Annotated in this window: 12 protein-coding genes and 1 pseudogene; 6 read left to right on the forward strand and 7 right to left on the reverse strand. The window is 71.5% G+C overall.

The features are described 5' to 3' along the window. Positions 1-97: 97 nt before the first annotated feature. Positions 98-1339, forward strand: a complete 1242-nt coding sequence (locus tag AC069R_RS24540) for an NADase-type glycan-binding domain-containing protein (RefSeq protein WP_478768964.1) — start codon at positions 98-100, stop codon at positions 1337-1339. 61 nt (positions 1340-1400) lie between these two features. On the opposite strand, the gene AC069R_RS24545 is transcribed toward AC069R_RS24540, so the two are convergent. Beyond that, the gene (locus AC069R_RS24545; RefSeq protein WP_478768965.1) at positions 1401-1796 is read right to left on the reverse strand and encodes a PAAR domain-containing protein; all 396 of its coding nucleotides are present in this window, start codon (positions 1794-1796) and stop codon (positions 1401-1403) included. A 47-nt stretch (positions 1797-1843) separates the two neighbouring features. Further along, on the reverse strand, positions 1844-3160 hold the full coding sequence (locus tag AC069R_RS24550) for a COG1470 family protein (RefSeq protein ID WP_478768966.1): 1317 nt from the start codon (positions 3158-3160) through the stop codon (positions 1844-1846). A gap of 280 nt (positions 3161-3440) precedes the next feature. Here AC069R_RS24550 and AC069R_RS24555 point away from each other — a divergent pair, with 280 nt between their 5' ends. From AC069R_RS24555 to AC069R_RS24570, 4 genes are all read left to right on the forward strand, one after another. Then, positions 3441-6446 carry a choice-of-anchor D domain-containing protein gene (locus AC069R_RS24555; protein ID WP_478768967.1) on the forward strand — a complete coding sequence of 1002 codons (3006 nt, stop codon included), beginning with the start codon at positions 3441-3443 and terminating at the stop codon, positions 6444-6446. Positions 6447-6474: 28 nt separating this feature from the next. Further along, positions 6475-7356 (forward strand): hypothetical protein, encoded by an 882-nt coding sequence (locus AC069R_RS24560; protein ID WP_478768968.1) that lies wholly within the window; start codon positions 6475-6477, stop codon positions 7354-7356. Positions 7357-7826: 470 nt separating this feature from the next. Further along, positions 7827-8708 carry a helix-turn-helix transcriptional regulator gene (locus tag AC069R_RS24565; RefSeq protein ID WP_478768969.1) on the forward strand — a complete coding sequence of 294 codons (882 nt, stop codon included), beginning with the start codon at positions 7827-7829 and terminating at the stop codon, positions 8706-8708. A gap of 188 nt (positions 8709-8896) precedes the next feature. Continuing rightward, positions 8897-9313 carry an ATP-binding protein gene (locus AC069R_RS24570; RefSeq protein ID WP_478768970.1) on the forward strand — a complete coding sequence of 139 codons (417 nt, stop codon included), beginning with the start codon at positions 8897-8899 and terminating at the stop codon, positions 9311-9313. Between the two features lie 19 nt (positions 9314-9332). On the opposite strand, the gene AC069R_RS24575 is transcribed toward AC069R_RS24570, so the two are convergent. Next, positions 9333-10079 (reverse strand): C40 family peptidase, encoded by a 747-nt coding sequence (locus AC069R_RS24575; protein WP_478768971.1) that lies wholly within the window; start codon positions 10077-10079, stop codon positions 9333-9335. Between the two features lie 284 nt (positions 10080-10363). After that, positions 10364-11041: pseudogene (locus tag AC069R_RS24580) on the reverse strand (ROK family protein); the annotation flags it as partial. A 20-nt stretch (positions 11042-11061) separates the two neighbouring features. On the opposite strand from AC069R_RS24580, the gene AC069R_RS24585 reads away from it, so the two are divergent. After that, positions 11062-11469 (forward strand): SMP-30/gluconolactonase/LRE family protein, encoded by a 408-nt coding sequence (locus AC069R_RS24585; RefSeq protein ID WP_478768972.1) that lies wholly within the window; start codon positions 11062-11064, stop codon positions 11467-11469. A gap of 360 nt (positions 11470-11829) precedes the next feature. On the opposite strand, the gene AC069R_RS24590 is transcribed toward AC069R_RS24585, so the two are convergent. From AC069R_RS24590 to AC069R_RS24600, 3 genes are all read right to left on the reverse strand, one after another. Next, positions 11830-16128, reverse strand: a complete 4299-nt coding sequence (locus AC069R_RS24590; RefSeq protein WP_478768973.1) for a glycoside hydrolase family 2 TIM barrel-domain containing protein — start codon at positions 16126-16128, stop codon at positions 11830-11832. Positions 16129-16332: 204 nt separating this feature from the next. After that, positions 16333-17574, reverse strand: coding sequence for a family 16 glycosylhydrolase (locus AC069R_RS24595; protein WP_478768974.1), 1242 nt, complete (start codon positions 17572-17574; stop codon positions 16333-16335). A gap of 87 nt (positions 17575-17661) precedes the next feature. After that, the gene (locus AC069R_RS24600) at positions 17662-18957 is read right to left on the reverse strand and encodes an ABC transporter substrate-binding protein (protein WP_478768975.1); all 1296 of its coding nucleotides are present in this window, start codon (positions 18955-18957) and stop codon (positions 17662-17664) included. Between the last annotated feature and the right edge of the window lie 13 nt (positions 18958-18970).

An 18970-nucleotide genomic window follows, 5' to 3' on the forward strand; every position in this document is an offset into this window, starting at 1 on the left:
TCCTGCTCCTCCGGGGCTGAGTGGCCCGCCCCGGCCGCCGGGCCTGGGTGGCCCCCCTGCTCCTCCGGGGCTGAGTGCTCCGCCCCGGCCGCCGGGCTTGGACGACCCCGACGAGGACGAGGACGGCGGGAGTACGCCGTTCTCCCCCGCGTCGGCCGGAGCTCCGGCGAGCGGGTCAGGCCCGTCCGGAGGTACTTACGGCGATGAGGAAGAGGACGAGGACGAGGAGGGCGACTGGGACGGCGAGGATGACGAGGACGACGACTGGGACGCCTGGGACGACGAGGACGACGAGGACGACGAGGACGACGAGGGCGACGAGGGCGACGGCGAGGATGAGGACGACGAGGGCGAACCCCCGACCGTTCCCGTTCCCCTGGCACGCCCGCAGGACGCGCTCGCGCGCGACGCCGCCCTGATCGCTCCCCTGCCCTCCCCCGACCCGGAGGACGAGGAGGACGACTGGGACGACGAGGAGCCCGAAGCCGTCCTCCCGCAGGACCCGCAGCCCCGGACGGCCCGTCAGGACCACCGCACGGTACGCCGGAACTCCATCCAGCCGGGCCACCTGATCTGCGGGGAATGCGGCCAGGGGAACCCGCCCAACCGCCGCTTCTGCTCGCGCTGCGGCTCCGAGCTGAGCGAGGCCGAGGTCGCCAGGGCACCGTGGTGGCACCGGCTGCGCCCGCGCCGGGGCCCGCGCGTCGTGGCCCTGGGAACGGCGAGCGGCCGTACGCCCGAGTCCGCCGCGCCCGGCGAGAGACGGCGCAGGATCTTCAACGCGATCAAGATCATCGCGGGCGTCGTCGTCCTGGTGGGCTCCGTCCTGTACACCTCCTACCCGCCCTACCGGCATGCCGTCGGCCGGAAGATCGCCTCCGTGCGCTCGTCGGTCAAGGCGTTCACGGAGTCGCACTACTCGCCGGTGCGCCCCTCCAGGGCCGTGGCGAAAAGCTTCCTCAAGGGTGACGGGCCCGACAACTCGATCGATCTGAACACGGCGACCTACTGGGCGGCTCCGGCGAAGAAGGGCGACGAGGGCAAGCTGGTCCTGACGGTCGAGTTCGACAAGATCGTCAGCCTCGACCAGCTCATCATCACGCCGGGTGTCGCCGATGGCTTCACCGAGCACGGCCGGCCCAACGCGATCACCGTGAAGTACACGAACGACCGCATGGACTTCTTCAGGCTCCAGGACAGCCAGAAACCCCAGAAGTTCTCCCTGACGGGCGCCAGGGGAATCAAGACCGTGCAGATCACCGTCAACGAGGTGTTTCCCGGCCAGAAGCACGACGATGTGGCCATCTCCGAACTGGAGTTCTTCTCCCTCCTGTCCTGAGACGACCACGGAGCCGGGCCCCCGCGCCCGCGGCGCCCCGGCCGGGGCGCCGCGCGCGGGGTTACCCGATGAGCACGTCGCAGGCCGCGACGACCGTCGCCGTGTTCTGGACGGCGGGTTCGGTGCACGTGGTCGCGCGGTCGGTGCTGCGGGCCGCCGCCTTGCCGTCGATGAAGACCGTCGTGCTGCCCCGCGAGACGGTGCCCTTGTTGTCGGGCGGCGACTTGAAGGCGCCGTTCGGCGGAATGTGCGGCGGCGTGTTGATCGCGACGCTGCCGACGGTCGCCGCCGGCTTCCGGCAGATCAGCACGGTCTGGCAGCATTTTTCGACGATCTCACCCGAGAACGGCATGGGCGTCGGCGTCTCCACCGGTCCGCCGGGGGAGGGAACCAGGACGATGTGGATGTCCTGGCCCACGATCCTGTCTCCCATTTTCGCCGCGGGCAGTCCTGCCATCTTCCGATCTCCCTTTGCTGTACGGGTGGTTCGTGTGCCGGCGATCGTCAGCTCTTGGTGGTGACGGAGCGTCCCGAGAAGTACGCGGCGGGCGTGCAGGAAGAACCCGTCGCCGAGGTCTGGCCGCCGGGCGTCTGACACCGCACGGACAGGACGACCTTGGCGCCGGCGGCGAACTCGACGGGTTCGGCGAAGTGGTTGTCCCGGTCGCGGAAGGTGTCCAGGCTCATCTGCATGAGCACGGAGTCGCCCCGCTGGAGACGCAGGATGCCGGTGTCACCGGCCGTGTTCTCGAAGACGATGTCACTGACGTAGAAGGTGTGGCCCGCGGGCACCGTGTAACTCGTGGTGTGGAACGTGCTGGACGGCTTGACATCCGTCTGCACGCGGAAGTCGAAGGCCTGGAGCGCCGGGTCCGAGCCCCCCGAGCCGCCGTCCGAGCCCGAGCCGCCCGAGCCGCTGCCCGAACCGCCGCCCGACTGCGCGTCCCCGAGCGCGGGAAAGAGACTGTCGTCCGAGCCGCCCGCGCCGCCCGCGCCGTTCGACCCACCGGAGCCGCCGGCGGCGCCGTTCTTCTTGGTCCCGCCCCCGGCGCCGCCTTTCGTGCCGCCGCCCGCCGTGCCCCCGTTGCCCGAGCCCAGAGCCGACGGGTCCTGGCCGGTCGCCACCGCGACCTGCTTGCGCGCCTCCGATTCGACGCTCGGCTGGAGCACGAAGAACCAGAGCGCGAGCAGTGCCAGGACGGCGGCGACGACCGACAGGGCGAACTTCACCATGGCGTCGGTCACCAGGGCGGCCTGGACCAGTGCCCCGTCGGCGGTCTGTTCCCGCTCGTCGTCGTCCGCGTCGACGGCGAGGACCTGGAAGGGCAGGGGCGCGTCGGCGCCGCGCCACTTCCGCTTCTTGGGCTTGACCTTCAGGGGGACGACGATGCCCTTGCCGTAGGCGACCTCGACGTCCTCATGCCGGAAGTCGAAGGCGAGCCTGGCGTCGGGGTCCGAGGCGTACAACTGCACCGGCGCGGGCGCGTTGCCCCGGTTCTCGACGACGACGTTGAAGCGTCCCGAGAATCTGCTCCGCTTCGTGGTGGGGAGCAGCGTGATGCCGTAGTCGGTGAAGGAGCCGACCGTGACGGTCGCCTCCTCCACGACGGAGCCCTCGATGTCCTCGTGGGACATGACCCGCAGCCCGAACCTCACCTCGCCGGCCGGCAGATCCGGCGAGGCCGGCGGCGAGAAGACCAGGTCCACCTCCACCGACTGGTCGGGGAACACATTGACCTGGCCCGGTTCGACCTTGATCCAGTCCTTGGCCTCGCCAAGGATGTCCAATTCGAAACGGTCGACGATCGTCCCCGTGTTCATGATCTGGACGGTTTGCCGGCTCTCCTCGCCAGGGACGGCGAGAGTGTCGGTTTCCAGTAGCAATACGATGGCTCCCACCCGCCCAGCATCCGCCGTACCGGAACCGCGGCGCAGCGGCCTAGGGACGGCGTTCCGGCCCTCAAGGGCTGCACGATGAGGCCGTCGATCGGGCAGCGGCCGGGCGGTGGCGGGCTCGTCACCCCAAGGGGCAGCCGGGCCGCCCCCAATGGGCTCCCTTGTGGCGGGTCGCAGCGCCGGACCGGCGTGTTTCGATCACCGCATGACGCGTGGGAGGAAACACAGGAGGCAGTGGAAACTGCTGTCCCTGTTCGGAGTTCTGGTCCTGGCTCTGTCGGTGTACGCGGTCGGCGGCATCCTGGAGAAGCTGACCGCGGGTGCCGCGTCGGACAGCGTGGCCCAGCTCGTCTCGGCGGGGAGCGGGCAGGACACGGCGGCCGGCGGGCAGGCGTCGCGGCTGTCCGCCGACGGCCGGTACGCGGTCTTCCAGAGCAAGAAGGACCTCCCCTCCCTGACCCCGCTCCACGGACGCTCGGACGACGACACCTGGCGTGTGTACGGCCGCAATCTGCAAACGGGCACGCTCACCCTGCTCAGCGACCCGTCGGCCGACGCGACCGACCCGCAGATCTCCGCCGACGGCCGGCTGGTGGCCTACCGCCGCTCCACCACGGCCGCCAAGAACCTGGCACAGGCTTCGACCGTGGTCGTCGACCGGGACGTCTCGGGGGCCGGCGTTCTCGACCGGTCGGGCAACGTGAAGGCGTACGACCTCGCGGACGCGCCGGATCCGGTCGCTTCCTCGTTTCCCGGTCTGTGCGGCACCGGCTGCGGTCCGCGCCTGTCCGCGGACGGCTCGACGATCGTCTACCCCACCGTCCTGTCCCCGGTCTCCCCCGAGCTGGAGATCACCGTGTCGGCGCCGGGCTCCGGCGCGCCGCACGCGATCCGCGGGGACATGGTCGACTTCAACGCGCTCGGCGGCGCGTTCTTCGGATTCTCGCCCGCGGACCCACCGGTCACCGCGACCGTCATCACGCGCTCACTGATTCCGGGCCAGGAGGGCAAGGACCTCACGGGCGAACCCCGACTGCGCGACACCCCGACGAAGGCGCTCGTGAGCGGCTTCAGCGTGGGCCCCAAGAAGTGCGACGCGACGGGCACCTGCCGTACCGGGGTCACCTTCGACCCGTCCGCCTGCGCCGCCAAGACCCCGTACGCCTCCCACCTCTCCCACCTGTGGACCGACGGCCCCACCGCCGCGGGGCAGTCCAGCATCGCGCTGGCGGCGATGTGCCAGGGCGACCTCGGCTCACCGTGGTGCGGCTCCACCCCGGACCTGACCGAGGACCAGATGGCGGCGCTCCCCCTGCGCAAAGCGGTGATCGACGACGACCACGACATGGGGAACCTGGCATCCCTCGGCACGGTCCAGACCGACAGTCCTTTCATCGCCATGGTGCCGGGCGGGGACATCCGCGGGAAGTTCACGTACACCACCCAGGACTGCTCGGCCATCCGGCTGGTGGATCCGGGGCCCGCGGTGCGCGAGCGTGCCGCCGCACAGGGCGCGACCAACCCGGCGGCGATCCACAACGGCCAGGACCTGCTGCCCACCGATCCGGGAACCTTCTACTTCCTCGTCAACCCCGTGGCGCTCCAGGACGAGAACGGCACGCAAGGGGCCGCGCCCAGCACTCCCCAGACCTACGTGGCCCGCGCCGCACTCGATCCGAACTCCACCGGGAACGAGATCCCGATGAACGGGTTCTCCGTCACCGTCCGCGTGGTGCGCCAGGTGATCGAGATGCGCCGCGACACCGATACCGGACCGGGCTTCGCGCCGGGCGCCGCCACGATCGTCAGCCGCGGGAAGGCAGGGGCCTCGCCCTCGGCCTCCGGCATCGTGGACGGTGCCCGGCCCGCGCTGTCCGCGGACGGCGGGACGCTGGTCTTCGCCTCGCCGGGCGTGGACGACAGCACGGTCCGGAACGTCATCGTGCGCACCTCCCTGACGGGCGACGGCACCGGAGGGCCGGGCACCGTCGTCGCCGACGATCCGCGTGCCACGGACGGTTCACCGGCGGTCTCGGCGGACGGTTCGGCCATCGCGTACGTACGCGGCCCCTATCCGCCGTCGTCCGCAGAGCACCCGCAGATCGTGCTCACCGACGGGCAGGGCGGCCCGCCGAAGGTCATGTCGACGGGCACCGACGGCGATCCGGGCAACGGCGACAGCGGCCGTCCCGCGCTGTCCCCGGACGGCCGCCTCCTCGGCTTCGCCTCGGCCGCCACCAACCTCGACAAGACCTCGGGAGCGAACGGCACACAGCTCTACGTGCGCCCTGTCACCGGAGGGGGCGGCGCCACCCGGATCGCCGCCCTGGACCCGGACGCCGATGCGGGCACGCCCGCCGCCGACTTCGACACGCGGGGCGACCGCCTGGTCCTGGACACCCCGGACGCCCTGGCCGACGGCGACCGGAACGGACAGGACGACGTCTACCTCCGCCTGGTGACGGGCCGTCTCGTCGTCACACCGGCTTCCCTCGACTTCGGCACGATCGACCGGCCCTCGACCACGGGACGCGGTCTGCCCCTCACCGTGACCAACGCGGGACCGGGCCCCGTCACCATCACCGGCATCGAGCCCGCCGCGCCCTTCGGCGTCCAGGGGACCTGCACGGGCCGCACCCTGTACGCGGGCGGGACCTGCACGACCGTCGTCTCCTTCACCCCGACGACCGCGGGCCAGTACTCCGGCACACTCCAGGTGCTGGCCGACAACGGACCCGACGGGCAGGCGCAGAAAGCGGAAGCCGCGCTGCACGCCGTGGTCGAGCCCGCGCCGACCGGCCCGCCCCCCACGACCGGCCCGCCGCCGACCGGTCCGCCCTCGCCGTCACCGTCGTCCAAGACGACCGACGAGCCATCCCCCGCCCCCTCGGGGGGAACCGGGACCGCGGGACAGCTGGACATCGCCCCCACCGTCGCGCATCCGGGCCGAGTCACCCAGGTTCGCGGCAGCGGGTTCGCACCGGGCGCGAAGATGAACGTGACCTGGGGTACCACCGGGCCCGTCAGCCGGGTCACCGTCTCGGCCGACGGGACCTTCACGGCCTACATCCCGGTGCCGGAGGCGGCAGAGGCGGCGGAGACCGGTAGTGGCTCGGTCTCCGCCTCCGGCAGCGACGGGCGACTGCTGGCCTTCACCCAGTTCCTCGTCGAGGAACCGCCGCTCCAACCGCCGTTCTTCCAGGGTCAATAGGCCCGGAAACGGGAGGAGTCGACAGCACATGGTCTTCGACACCCAGTCGGTCCACCGCCAGCTGCTCCGGGCGGTCCACGGGGCGGTCCGGCAGTGCCCGGACGCCGGCCGGGACACCGTGGCGCGGATACTGGCCGACAAGTTCGTGGCGGACGGCATGCTGAACCGCGCGAGTGCCTGGAGCGCGATCGAGGCGCACTGGAACGCGACGGCCACGCTGGTCATGGAACAGGTCGCGGCCAACCTCCGGGGGGCCGCCCCCGCCGACCGCGTGGCGATCGCGAACCGGCTGAACAAGGAGATCGAGCTGCTCGCACGGGATGTGGCGGCGGCGCTCACCGCGGAGGACCGGCTGCCCGCGCCCGAGGGCGGACGGCAGGGGTACGTGTCCCCTTCCCTGTACGGTTCGGAGGCGGACCGCTCGGAAGTGGTCGCCCGCGAGGAACTCCGGGGCCCGAAGCCGGCCGGTCCGCCGGTGCGCGACGGTGAGCCGGGCGCCGCCGCGCGCAGAAGGGCACGGCGGGCCGAACGCGGATACCGTGCCGCGCGCCGGATCGTCGACGGGCTCGACGAGGCGGTCCTGCACGCGGGCAACGACGCCGTGCTGCGCTCCCTCACCGCGATGCAGCGCGTGGAGGTGCTGTGGGCCAGGCACCGGGGCGTCGTCGTCATCGGCCGGCAGCACCCGTGCTTCGGGCCGCTCGCCGCCGTCCAGGACGTGCCGGGGATCGAGGTGTTCCCCGGCTTCCTGCAACTCCTCGGCAGACCGGGCCCGTTCGGCAGATTCGGCAGGAAGGGCAGCGTGCGGATCGCGGGGATCCCACCGGAAGAGGAAGACCGGGTGCGGCAGTCGTTCGCCGGGTACCGGATCGATGCCGCGTTCGTTCCCTGGTCACGGTGGGTGGGCTGAGGGCGCCCCGCCCCGTCCGGCGTCCAAGCGGTCCGGCCGGATTGCCTCATCGAACGCCCGAAGCTCCCTCTCGGCGCGCGGCGGGATGGACAACAGTGAAGGCAGTCCTTCACAACGCCTTTACCGGCTCATCACAAGGGAACACATGCCCGCGCAACAGCCCGCCGTGTCGGTGATCATGCCCGTCCTCAACGAGGAGCGGTACCTGCGCACTTCGGTCCAACGCATGCCCGGACGCGGCCGACCGTGCGTGCTGCGTGATCAATGTCTTGGGGCGGGCGCGTGTTGTCCGGAACACTTTCCCGGAACCGAGGACTGCCCGTCTGCAATTAATACGTAGTAAGTGAGTGAGACGTGCAGATAATGATATTTTGTTGTGCGTGGGGGGCGTCGGGGGACGGCCGGGGGGTCGCGCGGGCGCGGAGCGAAGCGGTGACAGCAGGACGTTCGCTGAACTGTGAGGTCGGTCTGTGACAAGTGCGCTGCCGATGGCCGTCGCCGGGGAGTGGCGGGACGTTCCCAAGCCCTTCGGCTTCGACGAACCCGAGGACGGGGCCATCGGACGATGGCTCGAACGGCTGTCCGCCGACCGCGTCGTCCATGCTCCGGGGCTGTTCGGGCACTACGCGCTGGAAGACGGCTGGGCGCTGGACTTCCCCGCCGGGATCGCCGATCACCTGCTGTATTTCGTGGTCAGCGGCAGCTGCACGGTCACCGGTGACTGGGCGGACCTGGCGCTCGACTCCGGCGGCATCGTGTGGATCCGCCCCCATGTCCCGTTCTCGATGACCACACCGGACGACCGGCAGACGGTCGTCTACCGGTTCCGCCTGGCGGCGGACCCCGATACCGACGCCTGTCTGCCGCCGATGGAGTTCGCGCGCGAGGCGTGGGAGATCCGGGCGATGCTCGACTTATTGGTGAACGACCTGCCCGCGGCCCTGCCCCACCGGGCGGAACGGATCCGAGGTCTCCTGCTCGTCCTGTTCACCTCCATATTCCGGCGGGTGGGGGAGCGCGCGGACTCGGGGGTGCTCAGTCTTTTCGCGCGCGAGGCGGTCGAACGGTTCATGGAGGAGAACATCACCGAACGCCCGCGGGTCGCGGATCTCGCCCGAGTGGTCGGACTCTCGCCGGACTACTTCACCCGGACCTTCCGCAGGACGTACGGCATGCCGCCGAGGGAATGGATCATCCGCCGGCGGATCCAGCACGCGGCGGCCCACCTCGACCGCACCGGCAAACCCATCGCGCAAGTGGCGGCCTTCTACGGCTATCCCGACAGCTTCCTGTTCAGCAGGCAGTTCAAGTCGGTCATGGGCGTGCCACCCCAGGTCTACCGGGCCCGCTGACACGCCCCGCGTCTTCACGGCGACGCTCCATCACGGGGCCGTACGTTGGTACCGCCCCCGCCTCGTCCGGACGCGACGAAAGTGCGGATCCAGCCACCTACCGTTTTCTTACCCTCGTAGGTGCTGACGTGAAAAAGAGTCACGGATCAGTGCTCCGCCTGGCCCCCGACACCGCGTTCGGAGATCCCATGACCACTCAGGCCATAGGGGAAACCACCTGCGATTGCATCGTCGACCTGCGCGCGGACCCGTTTCCGCCGCGCACGGCCCGGCGGGTGCTGCGCGAACTGGCGCAGCGCTGCGGGCACGGCGGGGTGCGGACCGGACTCGACGTCGCCCAGCTCGTGGTGAGCGAACTGGTCACGAACGCGTGCCAGCACACCTCAGGACCCGTGGCGATGCGTCTGATCTGGCGGGAGCCGGAGCTGATCATCCAGGTGGACGACAGCAGTCAGGCCCTGCCACGGCCGACGCCGGGCGCGGCGCGGGGGGATGACGGCGGTTACGGGCTCGGCCTCGTCGAGGAACTGGCCGGCAGCTGGTCCGTGCAGGTCGGCCCCGGCGGCAAGACGGTCCAGGTGACCATGAGCTTCGACGGCGGGTGACACGGCCACCCCGATGCGTTCAGCCGGACAGCGGCCGTACCGCCCCAAAGTAGCCGCTGCCGGTCACCCGGCGCACCACCACTCCGCTGTGCGGGTTCTGCGCGCCCACGAACTCGCCGTCGCCGATGTACAGGGTGACGTGGGTCGCCGCTCCCCGCCGCCCCCAGTAGAGGATGTCCCCCGGCAGCAGCGTTCCCGTCGCGGCGGGCAGCCCGGACTGCTCCTGCGAGGTCCGCGGCAGGGAGGTCCCCGCCGCCGCGTACGCCGCCTGCACCAGGCCCGAGCAGTCGAAGGCCGAGGGCCCGCGGGCGCCGTACACGTACGGCTTTCCCACGGCGGCCAGGGCGAAGGCGACGATCTCCGACCGCGCGTCGGAGCCGGCCCCCGTGCCGGGGTCGTCCTGGTGCGCGGGGGGTGGCGCGGTGTCCGCCGCCCGGTGCGCACCGTTTCCGCCGGACCCGCCGGCGGGGGTGTCGTCCTCGCTCGCCGGGGGGTCCTCGGGCACGGGCGGGGCGATGGCGTTGAGCGCCCCGCTGCCGTCCCGTTCGGCGCCGTCCGGGGCGCCGTCCGGGGCGCCGTCCGGGATTCTGTCCGCGTATCCGCCGATGGCCTTGGCCAGCTCCTTCGGAGACACGTCCGGCACGAGCGGGGTCGTCGTACTCCTGCCCGTGCCGGGCGGGCCCGTGTCGTCCCCGCGGGCCGGGATCGTCCACCACAGCGACCCCGCCGTGAGGACGCCGAGGGCGCCCGCTGCCGACAGCAGCACACGGCCCCGTGACCCGAGTCCACGGACCGGTGACGCGGGTGACGCGGCGGCCTCGGCCGGAGGAGATCCACTCATGACCCCGTGTCTACCGTGACGCGCCCCGGCGAACGAGGCCCACCCGTCCCGCCGTTCGGGCAGCGGGGCGGTCCGGAAGGGAGCGGACGGCCGCGGGGCACGGAGGCGATTAAATTACGGTTAGGAAATTACCCGCGGCGAATACGGCGATGCGGCACTGCCCGCTGCCCGCTGCCCGGAGCCGCGCGGGCGCGTGCCGGTGCGTCCGCTCAGGAGGCGTCCGTCTCCTCGTAGGCGAGCGGGTCGGCGTAGTAGTCGTGCAGGAACACCGTGGCCGACGCGGTGACCAGGGAGTGTTCTCCGAGCTTGGAGGGCACCAGGCGGGCGGTGGCGGCGGCGCCGTGGCTGCTCCAGCGGGCCAGTTCGCGCTGGGCGGTCGGGATGAACTCGGGTGTCGCCAGCGGCCCGCCCGCCAGCACCAGCAGATCCGGGTTGACGATGTCCAGGAGCAGGGCGGCGATCTGCCCGACGTGGCGGGACCGTTCCCGCAGCAGCCGGGCGGCGTCCTGGTTTCCCTCCCGGCTGAGCCCCACCAGATCCTCCAGGCGCGCGGACGGCGGCACGATGCCGTACTCGCGGGCGAGCCGCAGCAGCGCGGCGTCGCTGACGACGCTCTGCGCGCACCCGCGCCTGCCGCAGTCCTCGCAGGGCACGCCGCGGGCGCCCTGGACGGGCAGGTGGGTGAGCCAGCCGGCGGCCGAGCCGGGGCCGTGATGCACCGTGCCGCCGATGACCAGGGCGGCTCCGACGATGTTGCCGACGAAGATCTCGACGGTGCTGTGCGCGGCGGAAGCGGCGCCGAACCGGGTCTCCGCCATGGCGAGTCCGCGCACGACGTTGTCGAACCGCACCGGACCGGGCAGGCGTTCGGCGAGCATCCGGCCGAACGGGACGCGCCGGCGGAAACGTGGGCAACCGCGAGGAGTTCCTGCGGCTGCCCGAGGGCGCCGGGCTGCCCGACGGGATGACGGTCGACACCGACGACTGCCTCTGGATCGCGCTCTGGGACGGCGGCGCGGTCCGCCGTTACGACCCCGACGGCGCGCTCCTGGCCACCGTACGGGTCCCCGCCACCCGCCCCACCTCGGTTTGCCTGCCGCCCTCCGGCGGACAGCTCCTGATCACCACGGCCCGCAGAGGACTCGCCCGCCCGACCCCCTTCGACGGGGCCGTCCTCCGCGCCCCCACCACCGCGACCGGCACTCCGGCGCGCGCCTACCTCCCCGGACGGCGACCACCCGCGACGCGCCGCTGCCGCGCGCAGGAGCCTCCGGCACCGCGAACCGGCGATCGGACGGCGGGACAACGGAGTTGACCGACCAGGCGGGTGGCGGGTGGCGGGTGGTAGGCGGTGTGCCGCGGGCGGCAGATGGCGAACGGCGGGCGGCAGGCCGCAGGCAGCAAGCCGTAGGCGGTAGGCGGTAGGCGGTAGGCGGCAGATGGCAGGCGGTAGGCGGCTGGCGTGGGCTCGATCACGCCTGTGCGTGTGATCCGGTCGCGGCCCGTAACCGCCGTACCTCGTCCGCCTTTTCGACGGCCCCACGGCAGACACGCCGGAGGCCGTCGGGCCTGCCGGAGAGGAGGCGCCGGCGGCCGCCGGTTGGGGTGACGCGGTTGTCAGGCGAGCACGGTCAGGTTCGCCCTCGGGTGCCGTACGGTGTGGTCCGGCCGGAGGCTATCCGGTGCTGGTGAAGCGGGCCGCGGAGGCGCGCAGGGAGCCGGCGGTGTTGGACTTCACCGTGACGTTGGGGGCCTGGCCCGCGGCGAAGTCGTAGGTGCCCAGGACGATCCAGCCGGGGCCCGCCGTGTCCTGGTCGACGGTCTTGGTCTGCTTGCCGCTCGCGGTGTCGACGGTGTAGGTGACGGACGTGGTGCTGGTCGCGCCGCCGGGGAGGGCGACCTCCACCGTGTACGTGCCGGCGTCGCCGCTCGCGGGTGCCGTCCAGGTCGCGGTGGGACCGGGCGACGAGGCGTAGACACTGGGGTAGCCGTCGCCGGTGGTGAGCGCGCTGGGCGACCAGGAGCCGGTGGTGGCGAAGGGCTTGGAGCCGTCGGCGCGGGCGCCGGTGTCGGCGGTGGAGACGATGGCGCCGCAGTCGGTGTCGCCGCCCGCGCCGACCGGTGCGGTGGCGGCCGAGGTGGCGCTGCCGGTGGTGGCCGTCACGGTGTAGGAGCCGCCCTTGCCGCCCAGGCCGAGCGCGGTGGTGCCGCCGTCGACCCTGGTGGTCGTGGTGGTGCCGCAGGCGGTGCGGGAGACGGTGTAGAAGTCGGGCGCGGCGGCGGGAGCGGTCCAGGTCAGGGTGTGGTCGCCCTGGCCGCCGGTGAGCTTCGCGCCGGTGGGCGGGTCCTGCGGGGGAACGGTGGTGGTGATGGTGCCGGACCAGGTCGGTGAACTGCCCCGCGTGCCGACGGCCTTGAGGGTGACCGACGAGGTGGAGCCGGGCTTGAGGTGGCCGACGGGGACGAGGTCGATGGCGGAGCGGTCGACGTCGAACGGGGTGCCGTTGCCGACGGTGAGCTGGTAGCGGACGGTGCCGGGCGCGGGGTCGACGGCGATGGCACCGGAGGTGGTGCCGCCGATGGTGCCGGTGACGTGGAGCGCGGGGCCGGCACCGGTGCCGGGGACGGTGCCCTGGACGGTCTCGCTCCAGGTGGTGGCGGGGGTGCCGTCGGCGGCCAGGCGGCGGATGCGCAGGGAGTAGGTGTGTCCGGGCGTCAGGTTCTCGACGCGGGTGCCGGGCCGGGCGGTGGTCCGGTAGTCCTGGACCTGCGTGCCGGTGGCGGTGTCGGTGACGGCGACCTCGAAGGTGGCGCCGGTGGTGCTGTCGGAGTAGCCGAGGACGAGGCCCTTGTCGACGGGGACGACCGTGACCGGGTCGGGCCCGGCCGGCAGGTCACCGCTCGGGGTGAGCGTGACGGCGGCCGGGTCGCTGCTGCCGGCGCCGTTGTCGGTGGTGACGGTGACGGTGTACGCGGTGCCGTCGGCCAGGCCGGTGAGGTCGGCGTACTTCTCGGACGTGGTGGTGGTCGCGGCGACGGTGCCGTCGGGCGCGGTGGCCTTGACGGTGTGCTCCAGACCGTCGACCGCGTCGCTGTAGCGGACGCGGACGGAGCCGTCGGCGGTGACGGTGCCGGTGATCTCCGGCTTGGCCGGCACCTTGAGGTCCACCGTCGTGATGTCTTCCTGGTAGCCCTGCGGGGAGAGCAGGGACATACGGACCGAGGCGGCGGAGTCGCTGTGCTTCCAGGAGAGGGGCACCTGGACGGCGGAGTCGCCGGGGTCGGTCTCGGGCAGCGCGGTGACGCAGCCGCCGACGACCGTGCCGCCGGCGTCGGTGACGCGTACCGCGAGCTGGTAGCCGGACAGCGTCCAGGAGGGGCCGTCGGTGGTGAGCGAGCCGCGCGGCGTCACCGTCGCGGTGGCCACGTCGGTGCCGTCCTGGTGCTGAGGCGTGGACAGCGCCAGCTTCCTGACGGGCGCGTTCGCGGTCCGCATCGCCGGATACGCCGCCTTCGGCCGACCCCACACGTCCACGTCACCGAAGCCGCGCACCCCGTCGGGGCTGACCTTGGTCGAGCCGGTGTTCATGCTGCGGTAATCGTTGTACGTCCACTGCGACCAGCCGAAGACATAGTCCTTGTCGGCCAGGTACGGGACGGCACTGGAGGCGTTCCTGGTCGTCTGGTCGACGCTCTGGCGGGCGTTGGTCCAGGTGCCCGTCGCATCGGCGCTGTACTCCGACACGAAGATCGGCATGTCCGGGAACCGGGTATGGGCCCACTTCACCCCGGCGTCGAAGCTGCCGTACATGTTGATGGCGGCGAAGTCCATGTACTGCTCGCCGTCCGGCGCGGTCTGCGCACCACCGATGATCTTGTTGTTCACCTGGGTGACGAACCGGCTGGGATCGATCCGCTTCGAGAAGTCCGCCATCTTCTGGTCGTAGGTGATGCCGTCCGTGCTGCCGGAGGCGATCTCGTTGGCGACGGACCACGCGAAGATGCTCGGGTGGTTGAAGTTCTCCTGGACCTGCTCCGTCATCTCCTGCTTGACCACCGGCAGGTCCTTGATCAGGGAGGCGCCGTCGCCCCACTCGGGGGTCTCCGCGATGAGGAGCATGCCGATGCGGTCGGCGTAGTCGAGCAGTTCGGGGGACTGGTTGTAGTGCATGATCCGCATCACGCTCATACCCGCCGACTTCATCATGTCCATGTCCCGGCGGACCTGGTCGACGGGCTCCGTGTTGCCGTCGACCGGGTTGTCCGAGACCCGGTTGGCGCCCGCGACCTTGAGCTTCTCGCCGTTGAGCAGCATCTGCGTCCGGCCGGAGATCTCCAGCGAGCGGATGCCGAAGGCGTCGCTGATGCCGTCGACGGCGGTGTCCGGAGCGGAGTCCGCGGTGAGCGTGACGCCGAGGCGGTAGAGCCTCGGGTCGTCCAACTGCCACAGGGTGTAGGTGTCCTTGGCGAGGGTCGCCCTGAGCGTGACGGGGGCGGTCGTGCCGGCGGGGATGGTGGCGGTCCCGGTGAGAGAGGTGCCGCCGGGGACGTCGGCGCCGGTGGCGTCCGAGGTGAGGTCCCCGGTGACGGTGACCTGGCGGTCGGTGCCGCCGGTGTTGCGTACGTACACCTTCGAGGTGACGGAGGCGGTGCCGTCGGTCAGGTCCGGCGTCGCGGTGATCTCCTGCCGGGTGACGGACAGCGGCTGAGTGGTCGTCAGGGACACATCACGGGACAGGCCGCCCCACGGCCACCAGGCGCCCTGGGAGTAGGTGTTGTCGGCTCTGATGACCACGGTGTTGGTGCCGCTGGTCTTGAGGGCGTCGGTGACATCCAGCCGGAACGGCGTGTAACCGCCCACATGACTGTCGGCCTCGGTCCAGGTCTCGCTGTCGTGGTCGGCCGACTCCACGAGCTTGGGGACCTCGATCCGGGTGCCGTTGACCCACACGCCGCACTCCCAGTAGCAGGCGTCGATGCCGAGCCAGTAGCGGGAGCCGGCGGTGCCGGGGTGGGCGACGGTGAAGGTACGGCGATACCAGGCGGCGCCCCGGTAACGGGTGTACGTGTCGTGGGTGTCCCAGTTGCCGGGGACCTGCATGGTGTCCCAGCCGCTGGTGTCGGTGGCGGGGTCCTGGTAGCCGTCGGTCTCGCCGGTGCCGGCCTTGTCGGTGATGAACTTCCAGGAGCCGTCGAGGCTCTGGGAGGGATCGCCGTCGGTGGTCCGGTGGCCGGGGGCGTCCTGGTCGGGGGCTTTGTAGGCGCAGCCGGTGGTGGTCGGCTGGCCGGAGGGGACGCCGGACAGGGAGCGGACGGTGACCGGGCCGATGTCCATCGCGCTGTGGAAGGAGCCGATGGCGAAGGTGCCGCCGGCGGTGGGCGAGGTCCCGGCGGCGGCGAGGCGTCCGCCGAGGTAGGTGGCGGTGATGCCGCCGGCGCGCACGATGCGCACGTCCAGCCAGTCGCCGGTGGTGACGGGGGAGTCGCCGGAGCAGGTGACGGCACCGGACAGGGGGGCCGCGATCCGGACGCCGGCCCGGCCGGTGGGGCGGACGGCGGTGAGCTGGGCGGCGGTGTCCCGGCTTCTCGGGTTGTCCTTGTCCTGCATGTCCAGGACGAAGGAGACGGTGCCGTCGCCGGCGATCTTGTCGATCTTCAGCCGGGTGGTCAGCTCGTAGGAGCCGGGCAGGGTGAGCGCGCCGGAGGGGCGCAGGTAGCTGCCGGAGGAGGCGGTGGTGGTGTCGACGGCGGCCGTGCCGTCCCGTGCGGTCCACGCGGTGGCGCCGGCCGGGGTCTGTGTCGTCGTCCACTGGTCCAGGCCGTCGGCGAAGTCGTCGCCGAACACGGTGCCATCGGCGGCGGCCGCGCCTTTGGAGGCGGGGGCGGCGGTCACGGACGGCGCCGACAGGCCGAGCATCAGCGCCGTCAGCGCCGCGCAGACGCCGGCCGCGGCGCGTCTCGATGAGAGGAACAAGGCTGGTGTCTCCTGACGCGGTGGATACCGGGCATGTCGAGCCACAGGCTGGATGCCGCGTGCATCTGGATGCCGTGGCGCACGCCGATGAAATGCGCGTGAACAGGACGAGGTGGATGTCCTGCACCGGCCGGCCGGGCGCGCTGTCACGCGGTGCCCGGCCGGCCGTGGTTCAGGCGGGGTGGAGGGGGCGGTGCGGCACCGTCAGCTCGTGCGGACGAACTTCACCGAGTCGGCGCGCGCGCATCCCGTGCCGCTGGCGGTGACCTTGATGCTCTGGTCTCCCGAGCCGAGGGTGTAGGTGCCGCCGATCTGCTGCCAGCCGGACGGCGTGTCCCTCTGGTCGAGGGTGGAGCTGGTCGCCGTGCCGTCGTGGGTGAAGGTCACCTTGGCCGAGGGGTCGCTGTTGGGATCCTGGATCGTGTAGATCCAGCCGGTGTACGTGCCCGGCGCCAGTCCCTGCGTGGTCCACTGGGCGGAAGCCCCCGCCGTGCACGAGTAGCGGGAGGCGGACTGGGCGAAGCCGTTCTTCGCCACCGCGCTCGGCGCCCAGCCGCCGCCGGACTCGGTGTAAGTCCCGGACTGGGGCTCGTCGTTGTCGACATAGCGGTCCTTCTCCCAGAAGGACACGGAGTCGACGAGGATCTCGCCCGGCTGTGCCGTCGTGCCCGGCGCGTTGTACATCATGCCGGTCAGCCAGAGGTTCATCCAGTCGCCCGGATGCTTCGACGCGGTCCACTTCAGCTGCCCGTTCGCGTCGACCTGCCCCTTCTGGGGCACCTTCTGGCCGTCGACGTAGAACGTGACGCCGGTCTCGTCGTACAGATAGCCGTAGGTGTGCCAGCCCTGCGAGCTGTCGAAGCCGCTGTCGTACATCTGGCTGCTGCTCTCGGTGTACGGCTGCGTGGTCCAGTCGAAGACGTTGTGCCGCATCTGCGTCGGCTCGGACGACTCGATCTCGAAGCCGTCGATCTCCGTCTTGCGGCACGCGGGGGTGGTCGTCGAGCCGTCGCCGCACATGGACCAGAGCGAACTGTGCCAGCCGGGCGAATCGTTGATCTTCATCCGGGCTTCGTAGTAGCCGTACCGGAACTTCTTCTTCGAGACCAGTCCGCCGCCGGTGTAGTCGTACGTCTTGCCGTCGGTGCAGGTCACCGTCTCCTTCTTCAGGGCGATCACCAGGTGGCCGCCGCTGACCGAGACGTTGTCCGGCTGCTGGCAGCTGTACCGCTTGCCGTCGGTCCGGTAGTTCCACTTGCCGGTGTCGAAGGAGTCGAAGTCGTCCGTGAACACCTTGGTGTACAGGCCGAGATCGGGCTGGGCGGCCGCCGTGCCGTCCGACGGGGTCGCCGCGGACGCGCTCGGCACGGCCGCGGGCAGGGCGGTCAGCAGGGCGGCCGCCGCCGCTGTCAGGGCCATCAGGACCCGGCTTCGTCGTGCTGTCAAGGCATCTCTCCTTTTCCTGGTACTGCTCCGTGGTGCGCTGGGATGGCTGTGACGGGTGCGGACGCGCGGCGCCGGCGCGGGGCGGGGTCAGCCCTTGACCAGCTCGTTGGCCTGCTCACCGGCCGCGCGCATCGCCGCCTTGGGGGACGACTGGCCGACGAGCGCCGCCTGGACCTGCTGGGCCACGGCGTTGACGATCTGCGCGTTCTTGGCGTAGGGCCAGAACGGTCCGGGGGTCGCCGTGCTCGTGATGCGGCGGGTCCACTGGCTGGTGAAGGTGTCCTTGGCTATCTCCGGCACCGCGAGGCCCTTGCCGGTGGCGGGCGGCAGCCCCACCGCCTTGAAGTACCCGGTGGTGGTGGCGGTGTCGGTGGTGGTGTGCAGCGCGAACCGGCCGGCCGCGTCCTGTCCGTCGCCCTTGGCGACGACGATGATGTGGCCCCACAGGAGCGCCTGGGGCTTGTCGCCCCGGTGCACGACCGGCCGGGAGAACGGCACCATCGCCGGGCCGAGCTTCCGGGGGTCCTTGGCACTGGCGAGGGTGGTGGCCTTGCCCACCATGGCGTCGTCGTAGAAGCCGACGGTGCCGCGGCCGAACAGGGCGCGGGCGCTGTTGCGGTCCACGTCCTTGGCGATGAGCTTGTCGTCGTACAGCTTCTTGTACCAGGTCATCGCGTCGATCGACGCGTCGTCGCCGATGACGACCTTCCTGTCCCTGACGACCGGGGAGCCGAAGGTCTGCATCCACGGGAAGATGTCCGCGAGTTGGGCCACCGCGGTGGAGGCGGCGTAGGGAGTGACGCCCCCGAGTTCCTTCAGGGCGCGCAGCGCGTCCTCGAACTCGGCGACGGTGACCGGCGCCTTCTTGACGCCGGCCTGGTCCAGCAGGTCCTGGTTGCCGATGAGGCCGATCGCGCCGGTGGTCCACGGCAGACCGTACTGGACGCCGTCGTATCTGCCGCTGGTGAGGCCGACCGGGGTGTAGCCGGCGCCGCCGGCCAGCGGGCCCAGGTCGGCCAGGGTGCCGGTCTGGGCGAGCGCGGCCAGCCAGGCGATGTCCAGCTGGACGGCGCCGGATATCTGACGGCCGTTGAGCTTGAGGCTCAGTTCCTGGAGGAAGTTGTTGTACGGGATCGTGGTGGTGCCGATCTTCGAACGGTGGGCGGATTCCCAGGAGTCGAGGATGTGCTCGACGGCCGGCTTGCTGGCCGGTTCGCCCAGCGACCACGAGGTGAAGCCGAAGTCCTTCGCGCTCGTGTCACCCGCCGGGCCCGTGCCGCCGTCGGCGACACAGGCGGAGAGCAGACCGGATCCGGCGGCACCGAGGGCACCGGCGCCGGCGGCGCGCAGCAGACCGCGGCGGGAGGGGACGGAGAGGGGCATGAAGACTCCCAGG

The sequence above is a fragment of the Streptomyces sp. NPDC043952 genome, assembly GCF_056435325.1.